Annotated in this window: 7 protein-coding genes; all 7 read right to left on the minus strand. The window is 53.1% G+C overall.

Features of this window, described 5'->3' with window-relative positions:
* Positions 1–883 precede the first annotated feature (883 nt).
* The 7 genes from DQG23_RS38240 to DQG23_RS38270 all read right to left on the minus strand — a co-directional run bounded on the left by DQG23_RS38240 (position 884) and on the right by DQG23_RS38270 (position 11,603).
* A complete protein-coding gene (locus tag DQG23_RS38240) occupies positions 884–2,680 on the minus strand; it encodes a sensor histidine kinase (protein WP_158560913.1) in 1,797 nt (598 codons plus the stop codon).
* Positions 2,664–4,298: a response regulator gene (locus tag DQG23_RS38245; protein ID WP_158560914.1), complete on the minus strand. Its 1,635-nt coding sequence runs from the start codon at positions 4,296–4,298 to the stop codon at positions 2,664–2,666. Before DQG23_RS38245 ends, DQG23_RS38240 begins: the two co-directional genes overlap by 17 nt.
* 85 nt (positions 4,299–4,383) lie before the next feature.
* The gene (locus DQG23_RS38250; protein WP_238178228.1) at positions 4,384–5,256 is read right to left on the minus strand and encodes a carbohydrate ABC transporter permease; all 873 of its coding nucleotides are present in this window, start codon (positions 5,254–5,256) and stop codon (positions 4,384–4,386) included.
* 15 nt (positions 5,257–5,271) lie between these two features.
* Positions 5,272–6,183: an ABC transporter permease gene (locus DQG23_RS38255; protein WP_113036320.1), complete on the minus strand. Its 912-nt coding sequence runs from the start codon at positions 6,181–6,183 to the stop codon at positions 5,272–5,274.
* Between the two features lie 90 nt (positions 6,184–6,273).
* Positions 6,274–7,953 carry an extracellular solute-binding protein gene (locus DQG23_RS38260; RefSeq protein ID WP_113036321.1) on the minus strand — a complete coding sequence of 560 codons (1,680 nt, stop codon included), beginning with the start codon at positions 7,951–7,953 and terminating at the stop codon, positions 6,274–6,276.
* Positions 7,954–8,703: 750 nt separating this feature from the next.
* Positions 8,704–10,245, minus strand: coding sequence for a DegT/DnrJ/EryC1/StrS family aminotransferase (locus DQG23_RS38265; RefSeq protein WP_113036322.1), 1,542 nt, complete (start codon positions 10,243–10,245; stop codon positions 8,704–8,706).
* 2 nt (positions 10,246–10,247) lie between these two features.
* Positions 10,248–11,603: a neutral/alkaline non-lysosomal ceramidase N-terminal domain-containing protein gene (locus DQG23_RS38270; protein WP_113036323.1), complete on the minus strand. Its 1,356-nt coding sequence runs from the start codon at positions 11,601–11,603 to the stop codon at positions 10,248–10,250.
* Positions 11,604–11,608 lie beyond the last annotated feature (5 nt).

Here is an 11,608-nt window from a genome sequence, read left to right on the forward strand (position 1 = left end):
CAAACCCGGCCGGCGTGCCTGACGCTCCATCAAGACCGATCTGACTGAAATCGTAGACGAACGTTTGTGGTTCTGCGGCATAGCTTAATTTCGGTGTGATTCCCAAGCTCCCGAGCAGCACGCTGATTGCAAGCAAAAGCGCCCAAACCCGCTTGAGTTCTCTTCTTCGCATTGCCATTCCTATTCATCCCCCTTAGATAAAACTATCCGACATGAGCTCTTTCCAAGTTAACCATTCGTTCATCGACCGTTGGCGGGTAGTCAGAACGTACAGCACGTCCAGCGCGTAATCCGCGTCATATTGCCGATAAAATTGGGGTGGAAGCGTTATGATTGCCGTCTTCGCGTCTCCCCCTCCGTCGAAAACCTAATGCTTGCTTCCCGTCTCTGCCGTAGACCAAACCCGGCGATATTTTGAAATCCGGGTCCTGCTCCTCCAATACGCCGACCCGCTCCCAAGAGTCTCCGCCGTTGTAACCGCATACAAAGCGCCATGAAGCTTGCCATTGTTGACCGAAACTCCCATAACCTCCCGTTCATCATCCATCATTCCGCAATCGGTCCAGTCTTCCCCCCTCCGTTGTACCGGTACATTCTCGCCTCGCGCCAAATCCCCATTATCAGTTCATTAGAGGCGCTCCTTGTATTCCACGATCGAATGCACCATATTGCTGCCGCAGCTTCGCCAGGAACGGTCTGCTTCAAGGAGGTATACCCGCCCCTTGCCATCGCTGGCGTCGCGAACGTGCCGGCGTACAAGCTGCCATCATAGACGCAAAGTGCGCAGCCCTGTACTCCTTTTACGATAACGGCTCGCTGACAAATCGAACATGCACAATCCCAAGATTTTCTGGGAGATTCCCACACTTTTGCCGACAGGATCTCACGACTCCTGCTTAAGCATGGGCAAACATAACAGGATGATCGTCCCTTGCCCCTGTCGGCTGCTTAATTGAATGCCGTATTCCGACCCGAAATGCAGCTTCAGCCGGGCATGCGTATTGTTCAGCCCGATCGATTCTTGCCTGTCCTCATCGGCGTACTCCCGATTCATATGACGTTCCGTTCGTTTCAGTTGCTCCTCATCCATCCCGATCCCGTCGTCTTTGACAGCGACGAGCAACCATCCCTCCTCTTCGGTCACGTCGATCTCGATTCGGCCCTGAAACTGCTTAAGCTCAAACCCGTGCTGGAACGCATTTTCCACGATCGGCTGCAGCATAAACTTCAGCACCTGCGCATGAAGCAGATGATTCGGCGTTCGACAAGTGAAGTGGATGCCTTCCCCGTATCTGCGATTCATCAGCTTCACATAGTTATGAATGTAGGCAATTTCATCCTCCAGACTCCAGAGTGGGGATGTATATTTATAGAACGGTATCAGCATATTACCGAGCGCCACCACACTGTCTGCGATATCGTCAGCTTTGCGGGCAACGGCCATCCATTTGATCACATTCAACGTATTGTAAAGAAAATGCGGCGTAATCTGCGCCTGCAGCGCCTTGATTTCATGATTGCGCTTCTTCGCTTCTATCGCCTCGCTGCGATGGATCAGATCAACGATGCTTTGCGACATCCGGTTGAACTGGCGGCTTAGCAATCCGATCTCATTACGCGGAAGCCGTTCGACCCGAACACCCAGCTGCCCGTGCTCCAGCTCCTGCATCCGATCGGTTAGTTGACGCAACGGCTTCAAGATGAGCTGTGTCCAATAGTTGGAAAAGAGCATCATCAAAGCAAGACTGCTGATCAAGGCGATGACCAAAATACGCTGCAGCTTCTGCAAATCCCCGTTAAACAGCTTGAGCGGAATTTCCTTGATCAACACCCAGTCGCTGCCCTCCAGCGCGTAATACACCACCTGGCGAGCATCAGCCTGCTCCGGCGTATACGATACGCTGCCGAACCGCCGTTCCGGATCGAGCTTGTGGGCGACCTCGCCGCGTTTGCCTAACCCGGTTTTGTCGAGGCTGGAAATAACCGTGCCCTCTTTGTCCACAATATACGCAGTCTCACCCGGCAAAGCAGCCAAACTTTCATATAACGAAGCAAGCGCCTGCTCCCTGATGTTCAAAACCAGTGTGCCGCCCCGCCGCGGCGTCTGTGATATTTCAATATAACGAACGGTCGAGATCAGCGGCGTATGCTTGTCATCGGTCATAACGTCCGGCGACACAAAGTCGGCCAGCTGCCGGCCGCCGTACCAGAACATCCGGAACGACTGCGCGGTGCTGGCCTGATGCATGCTGGAACGGTAAAACGGCATATCGCCGCGACCTTGCTGGTACAGCGGGCTCGACTGCGCTTCGCTGACGACATCGCCATCGCCCGTGAACAACAGGATCGACTCCAACCAAGTGCTTTGCAATTTTGCCGTTTTAAATAATTTCGCAAGCTCCAAACCGGCGAAAATGCGGTCAACGGCTGAATCTTGACCGCGCAAAAACTCGCGAACGAGCGGGTTCAGCAGCAGATCGACCGATTGCCGCTCCACTTCCTGGCGAAAAGAAAGAAGCGTTCTCTCCATGTGCTGAAACTGCGACACCGTCGAGCGCTCCGAATTTTCCTTCAACGTACTCATGATTTGATAATAAACAGCAATCGAGCTTATCGTTAAAATGAAACATCCGATAATCATAAACATGAGATTGAGCTGATGCTTAAGCTTGATCCTCATCCTCCGCCTCACTCCATCTATCGTTGTATCGGTGCATTTTGCGATATTCGCTCGGACTAACTCCGACCATTTTCTTGAACATGCGACTGAAGTAGCTGTAATCCGAAATGCCAACCTGTTCGGCAATTTCATAAGTGCGTTGATCCGTTTCGGCGATCAGTTCCTTCGCTTTGACAATCCGGTACTGGATTAAATATTCGATCGGGCTGAAGCCTGTTTCCTTCTTGAACATAGCGCCGAGGTAGTTCGAGCTCAGCTTGACATGGGAGGACAGCTTAGTCAGCGTCACCTCTTCGCAATATTCGCGCTCCATGTAACGAATCGCCTCCATCACTTCGCGGCTCCACACCGGACTCGCCTCGCGCAGCTGCATCGTCCGATGCGCGTACTCGGTAAATGTTTCGCAAGCTTCCCGCAACGAATTTGCCTGGCGCAGCCGGGACGAATAATGCTGGAAATGATCCCAGGCATGCTCCCGCGACAGCTTTAGCACGTGGATCGGCATTTGCAGCAGCAGCTGAAAAAAGTCGATCACCGGGCCTTGCTCCCATTCGTCCCGCCTGAGAAATTCGTGTACGCTAGCTTTCAGCTGCTGCTCCAATTGCGGATGCGCCATATGCCATCCGTTCATCATCTCAGCGAACGCCCGCTCCGCTTCCCTGCTAAGCTCATCCTCCAAATCGGCCTGGGCGCCGATGGTTCGGGACGCTCCAAGCACAAATTTGCGCCGAAGCGCCGATCGGCTTTCCCGGTACATGACACGTAAATTGGCATATCCGGTATACACCTCGCTGACGCCGATAGAGAGGGTCGCGCCGAAATAGTCGGTAAACGCGAACCGAATACGCTCAAGCGCATCGCGCAGCTCGTCCTGAAGCTGTCCATCGCCTTGCTGCCTGCGTGAGCTGAAAACGACGATATAACGATTATGATTATCATAGATGACCTCGCCCGCGGCGCAATCGTTGAGCAACTCGTCCAAAACGTTGAGCACGCTCATCTTCGTAAGCAGCCCGTAATCGTCCTTATAACGCTCCAGCAGCTTCGAATAGTCGTCAATCTCGATTAAGCAAAGCAGTATCGGGCTCGCGTGGTTAATACGCCAGCCCATATCGCCCGCAAACAATAGAAACTCCTGAACGGAGAACCGGCTGCGAAACATAAAGTCCTTGAGCAAGTTTTCCTTCACCTGGAGCTGCTCCAGCGAATCGGCCGGTCGCTTCTTCGCCTCCGGGACGAGCGCCATCTCCTGCGAAATACGGGAGAGGAGATGCTGCATCTCGTCGGTCGTCATCGTCAATTTCGAAATGTAATCGCTTATTCCAAGCGTAAACGCCTTCCGAACCCGGTCGAACTCGTCGAGACAGGACAAGACGACGATTTTCGTGCTGCGATCATGCTTGCGGATACACTCGATCAATTCCAGCCCGTTCATCACAGGCATCCGGATGTCGGTGATAATCAAATCCGGTTTGTGCTCCCGGTAGGCGTCCCAAGCCTCCTGACCGTTCGCTGCCTCGGCGACGATCGTCATCCCGTGATCCTCCCATTGAATCGACGCGATCAAGACTTGCCGAGCCAACGGCTCGTCCTCGGCAATAACTACGCGATACATCATCCAAGCCTCCTGCGCCATCGTTTACTCGCATTTTACAGAAGTTGCTTACGATTGGCAATGTGTTCGCCGCACGCGGATTATGGACTTATCCTTTCACTGCTCCAACTAACTGGCCATGAATGAAATATTTTTGCACGAACGGATAAATCGCAATAATCGGCAGCACTGTCGTCATAAGCGCCGCCATTTTCAGGTTTCTCGGATCAACCTCTCGCATGTTCCGCAAAGAATCCAGTTCCTTGTTCAGCGATGAGGAAATCAGCAGGTCGCGCAGTTGATATTGCAGCGTCCACAGATGCTGATCACGCGTATAGATCATCACGCTGAACCATTCGTTCCAGTAGTTAACTGCACTGAAGATGATGAAGGCCATGGTCATCGGCAGCACAAGCGGCAGCACAATCCGAAACAGTATTTTGAAGTCGCCGGCCCCATCGATTTCCGCACATTCGAGCAGTTCCTTGGGCAACTGGCCGATCACATTTTTGAATACAATAATGTAGAAAATACTGACTACTGAAGGAAATATAAGCGCCCCGTACGTATTGTACAACCCCAGATTGGTAACGAGCAAATAAGTCGGCACCAGACCGCCGTTGAAAAACATCGTAATGAGGAAGTAATAAAAAATCGGCGTTCGGCCGACCAAATTTTTGCTCGCCAGGGCATACGCGCTGGACAGTGAAAATAAAATGACCAGTGATGTATTTATTACCGTCAGAAACACCGTGTTCAGCAGCGATCGCATAAACATAGAATTGCTAATCAACTGCTTATAGGCATCCAACTGGAAACCGACCGGCCACAGCCCGACCACCCCTTCCCTGACCGCCTTCGCATCGCTGACCGAAATCGCCAGAACGTTGAAGAAGGGAATAAGGATCGAAGCGGAAAACAGGATCATGAAGATGATGTTGCATGCTTCAAATACGATTCGTGACGGGGATCGATAGTTCATCATTTGCACTCCTTGTCAATATAGTCCCAATCCGACCGTCTTCTTCGCCGCCCGGTTGGAGGCAACCAGCAGCAGAAAGCCGAGTACGCTCTGGGTCAGGCCGACCGCAGTCGTCATGCTGTACTGCGCCTTCTCCAACCCGATCCGGTATATATAGGTGCTGATGACGTCCGAAACCTCGTACACCATCGGATTTTGCAGAAGAAACACCCGTTCGAAGCCTATTCCGAACATGTTCGCCAATCGAAGCAGCAACAACAGCACGATCATCGGCATCATATGCGGCAGCGTAATATGAAACAACTGCCGAACACGGTTCGACCCATCCATCCAGGCCGCCTCATACAGCGTCTTGTCAATGCCGACGATAACAGCAAAATACAAAATCGCCGACCAGCCGACTCCCTTCCAGATATCCGCCAAAACTAGAATGCTGCGAAACGCTGACTCCTTCACCATGAAATGAATCGGCTCGATCTGGAACAGCCATACGAGCAGTTTGTTGAACAAGCCTTCCGTCGGCGACAATATCTGAATCACAATGCCCGACACGACGACCCAGGAAAGAAAATGCGGCAAATACGAAATCGTCTGCACCAGCTTCTTGAACTTTTGCTGATAAAGCTCTGACACCAGCAAAGCGAATACGATTGGCGCCGTGAAGCCGAACAGCAGATCGTATAAGTTAATGATCAGCGTATTCTTCATGACGACCCAGAACGTCCGATCATGCAGAAAGTAAAAAAAATGCTTCCAACCGACCCAATCGCTGCCCATCACGCCTTTGAACACCGAATAGTCCTGAAAGGCGATAATAACGCCGTACATCGGTATATAATTAAACAAAAAAAGCGCGACCACTGCCGGTGCGAGCAGAACATAAAGCGGGATTGTTTTTTTGATACGAGTTACCGTTCCCGTTCTCATCGGCGTTCTCCCTTTCCTAGTTAGTCTGTGGCGCAGGAACGGTGCGCCTGCACGCGCCAGCACCGCCGCTCCCACCGCCTTAAGCCTTGATTACCAATCCACCTGCTTATAGCCGAGCTTTCTCAACTTCTCTTTGTTTTCATCCACAAACTTTTGCATGTTATCGTACAGCACACTTCGGTATTCCTTCTCCCACTTCGCGACTTCTTGATCGAGCTGCTCCATCGACAGCTCACCCATGATCGCTTTCACGGTAAATTTGTCGATGCTTTGCCGTGATTCCGGCTTTTTCAGGGATTCCGCTTCGGTAGGTACGTATCCTGGCATACCGCCCAAGGTATCCCAACCGTCAAGGCTACCCTCGCCGTTCGCGGTCACCTTCTCCACGTGTTTGTCGATGCTGGCATACAGCTCTTTCGCGTACTGCTCGCCGAGCGAAATCTCTGTCTTGGCTCGATCCAGGTCGGGGGCGCCTAGATAGCCGGGGACGAAGGCGAAGTAATGCGAATAACGCGTCCATTCTTTCGCAAGCGCCTCTATATTCGGCACCTTCTTGCCGTTTTTCACCGAATACGTTTTCCCTTCCTCGCCCCAGAAAATATCATTTACCAGCTCGTCGGAGGTAAACGCTTCTATCACTTTCCAGGCGCGATCCGGATCCTTGCTGCTGGATGCAATCGATATTCCATCACTGGTAATCTTCGATCCGCCGAAGCCGTAAGTATATTTCATATCAGCCAGCTCGGCCGGCGGTTTCTTCATCTCGTGCATGAACAGGAATTTGCGTCCATCCTTAAGCTTGGTGGCCCCATAGTTCGCATTCCAAGTAATTCCGCTAGTTTCAAAAGTGTTCAACAAAATGGGATCGTTATCCATTTTTTGTAAGTACTGTTCAGAGGTTGTAGTGGCGAAGTCCTTGTCCAATATTCCCTCGTCATACATCTGGCGCATGACCTTTACGGCCGCGCGGTACTCGGGCAGCAGAACGTTGGGGATCAATTTCCCCTGCACAATGCGATACCCGTACGGATTGGCGCCATACATATCAAAGATCGGCGTGCCGCCGGCATAGAATAGCATGATGCCTATATTCCGGTTGGCGAAGACCGACTTCGTCGGGTTTGCTTTCTTGATCACACGCAGCAGATCGACCCACTGCTCGACCGACTCCGGCCACACGCCATTGTTGTACTTTTCCACCAAATCGTAGCGAACCGCGATGCCCGACCCCTTCGGCGCTTTATCCCAAGCCATCGGGATCCGCCAATATTTCCCGGTCGCCGGATCCTTGGCCATTTCCATCATTTCCGGCGTAACATATTTCTGAATAATCGGCGATTTGTCGTAATACGCTTTCAAGTCGATGAAGGCGCCGGCTTGGGCAGCCTCTACCGCCTGAGCGTACGCAGTAACATTGGAGTTGACGAGATCCGGCAAGTTTCCGGAGGCCATCAGCAATCCGAACTTGGCAGCGTAATCCGCTGACGACACCGCCTCCACCTTCAGATCGACATTGGCCAGCTCTTTGACCTTGTTAACGATCGGATTATCGTTATAATTTAATCCATCGACTTTCTCGCCGTACATGAACAAGCTCAGAGGAACCTTCTTGTCCGGCACCTTGCTAGGTTCGCTGCTCGCCGCTGGCGATGCGCTCCCCGGCGCAGGACTACTGCCCTTGTCCGTCTTGGAAGAGCAGGCGGTTATAATCGTGCCTACTGCCAAAACCCCGACAAGCAATGTACTAAGCTGTCTTAATGATTTGTTCATTGCATTTTTGCCTCCCTTAATATTTGTCTGTTTCTCTTTCAGTATAAGCCTGTACCTCCGCCAACAACATTGAGAATATCCACAAAATCAAGCACAATCGCACGGTCATCCCCGCAAATATCCACATTTGGCCATGTACAATTCCACCACACTCTTCACACTATCTCTGCAGGCTCTCTTCCTGGACGATATTCCAGTAAGGATCTTCTGCAAATACAAAAAACCGCAAAAAATGCGGGTATGAAGCGGGCTATTTTCTTATCGTTCGACAACATAAATTTATTCGATTATTTCTGCCTTCTGCGATAATGCGGCAACCTCCTCCGCCGTCAGCACGCCGTCGAACAGTTCGGAATACCCGACCTCTGTTGTCGACGGCGTTGTCGAACGTTACAGCGTATAGATAGCCATCGTGTACGCAGAGCGCACTCACCATACGGCCGTAGCCGGGACTGCCCCAGTCGCGCCAGACGTCCATTCCATTTGCCGTGCTCCAGCCGAACTGCAGGTTGCGCCAGTTAGACTGGGTCGACGTCACTCCCGCCTGGGTCAAAACCGACAAATGCCAGCCCTCCATCCGCTCCTCCGAATAAAGACTCGCCAAACCTCCGAGCAAAAAGCCTCTGCAGCCTTCACCTTTGAAACTCCAGCTTTACGGGGAACGGACTGCTGCCATCCGTCGCTTCCTCTGCCAGCGGCAAGTGGATCGCCGAACGCACGCCGTCGCAACGATGACAGGGAGCGAATTTATTATGCCGTTACAAACAAACCGTTATATACCTTCACGATGCCTTCCGCGATTTGGGCGACGTCATCATCCGTCAAGATCGGACTGATCGGCACGAACACCGTGCGCGGCAGCAGATCGACGGCACGCGGACACATATTTTCGCTGTATTCGACCCGGCTGCGGAACGGATAGTTAAACGGGAAATTGTCCTTTTCCGCCGTCCGCTGCCGGAACAGCTGCGGAATCATATAGACCGGACGGCCCGCGTACAACGTATACGATTGAATATTTTCGGCTCCTAGAGCGGTCATAAATTGCGATGCGGCGGCAGCGTCAGGCAATATCATGCTCACATGCGAGCCGATATCCCCCGTTTCGTCAACAGCTCCGCGGAATCGGATCGACGGAAGCTGCTCCGCAACCGTCTTCTTGACGGCGGCGGCATACTTTCGCATCGACGCGACAATGCCGTCCAGCTTGCGCCACTGCTCGACCAGCACCGCGCCGGCCAACTCGCTCATCCGGTAGTTTTGCCCGACGAACGCATCGGTTTCTTCCGGGGAATCGATGCCGTAGCGCGCTTTGTCGCGGAAGATCCCTTGGTCGTGGTAACGAGCCGCCCGCGCGAATAGCTGCAGATCGCGCGTGACGACCGCACCGCCTTCGCCGGCCGTCAATATTTTATTCATCTGGAAGCTGTACACGCCGATATCGCCGATCGTACCTGCATACTGTCTTTTATATTGAATGCCGCACGACTGCGCGACATCCTCGATGACGCGGATCTTATGCTTCTTGGCGAACGCCATAACCGGATCCATATCGACCGGATGGCCGAGAATCGAGACAGCGATGATCGCCTTCACCTCGTCGTCGTACACGCGCTCCAGGTCGCTTGCATCCATATTCAAGCTCTCATCCACATCGACGTAAACCGGCACCGCTCCCGCGCTGACTACCGCTCCCGCCGTCGCGATAAACGTAACGGCCGGTACGATCACTTTATCGCCGTAGCCGATGCCGAGCGCTTTCAGTGCAACCACGAGCGCCGCCGTACAAGACGTCACGCCAAGCACATAAGGCACACCCAGCTTCTTCGCCATCTCGTTCTCGAGCTGCTCGACCTTCTTCTGTACGTCGGCACCGTAATAGCGAAACGGGGATTGCGCTTCGATTACTTTCGCAAGCGCGGCGGCTTCCTCCTGACCCATTACCGTCGCGCCCGGATAGTTCGGCGGCAGCGGCTTGCTGCGGACAGGCGTTCCTCCGTTGATGGCTAGCTTTTCCACGCTTATCTCAAATCCTTTCGTTTCGTTCAAGGCAAAGCATATAGAATCATGCTTGTGCCTTGAACGGTTTTTATATTCCCTAGATTTACTCGTACCCAGCCCCCCGAGCTCCTCCGGCTTGTAATGACCGTGCGCCGCATACCAGCCTCCCATATAGCTGCCGGACCCTTGGGCCGGTCGATGCGCCTGTAAGCCGGGGACCCCCTCCAACAAATCCCAGAAGTCATTCATCGCCAGGCTGATTTGTTTATGTCGCTCATCGTAGTACAGCACTACTACTCACTTAAAGCTTCCTCGGTCCTGACGATCTGTCCAACTATGATGTCCTCGATTTCGGGGACAAAATTGCCGCGTAAATTAAAGAAAAAGTTGCATGTCGTCTCATAACCTCCCTCGGCGATCATTTTTCGGGTCGGGATATAGCTGCAAACGCCGTTCGTGTATCCGAGCGTCAGCGTTGTGCAAGGCTGCAGCAGCCTCTTGATCAAGAGCGAATATTCGGTCGACACTTCGCCTTCCATTGCCACAAGCCGGGTATCGGCATCCAGATGCCACAACGCAATGTAATGCGGCAGCCGGTCCTGAATGGTCCCGTCCTCAATCGCCGCAATCGTGCGTCGCGCCGCGCTTCTGTAAAACGGTGGTGCCGCCTCGCTGTTCGCCATCGGTTCGTAGAACGCAGTTGGCGCCTGCTCCGTGTACAGCAGCGGCTCGACAAGCGCCGTCCGAAACTTGCAGTCCACCGTGCGGAACTCGCCCTCGCGAAGCAAATCGGCGATCTCTCGTCCCAGCCCCTGGCCAGCTTCCGTTATTTCCTCATAACTCAGAGGACGGAATCCGTCTCCATCCGCCCCCATTCGCGGCTTCAGTTCCCCTCCGCAACCCTGCAGGAACATAGCAAACGCTCCTGGAAACGAGGCTTCAAGTAAACGCGATGCATGGCCGACAAAATCGTTGGAAAGTTTCATGTAATCCGTCATGCCGGTCGGATGGCAGCCGTAGTTATACAAGATGCCCTTCACCGCTCCCGCCGTATCGGTCAGCTTCAGCACGAGCAGTTCCTTGTCGATCTCTCCTTCATAATACGGCTTCCACGGCTTCGACTCCACACCGCCTTTCCCGTCCGGTCTGCGCCTGCTTACGGCAAAGTCGGATTGGATCGAGCCGACCTGCAGATCGCCTTCGACCATATTTCGGCTGCAATCCTCGACAAGACGCACGATGATGTCGCGAATATGGCGAAACAACTTGACATCCTCCGCATAGTCCAAACCGTCATTTCGGTCGGACCAGCCGCTCTGGGCAATGCTGTACAATCCCGGCAGCCGTCTTGAAGAATCTTCTCCGGTAAGATACACGGAGTAATGCGTGTGCGAAAAGTTGATAAGCACATCCTCGTGCTGCAGACCAAACCGTTCCTGCAAGGCGTCCTTGACGCCGTTAACAAAGCTGATGTCCGAGCCCAACGCATCCAGCGTGACAATCAGCAATCGCTTGTTCGCCTCCAGCAGCGCGACCTTCACATAGAGATCGTCGAGCACGCCAACGCTTTTCTCGCTCCTGTGGCCAAATCCGTGCATAAACACCGGCTGCTCCGGCGTCATCGTTTCACTCGCATAGCTAAATCTCATGCTTC

The organism is Paenibacillus contaminans (assembly GCF_003285015.1).
GTDB classification, from domain to species: domain Bacteria; phylum Bacillota; class Bacilli; order Paenibacillales; family NBRC-103111; genus Paenibacillus_V; species Paenibacillus_V contaminans.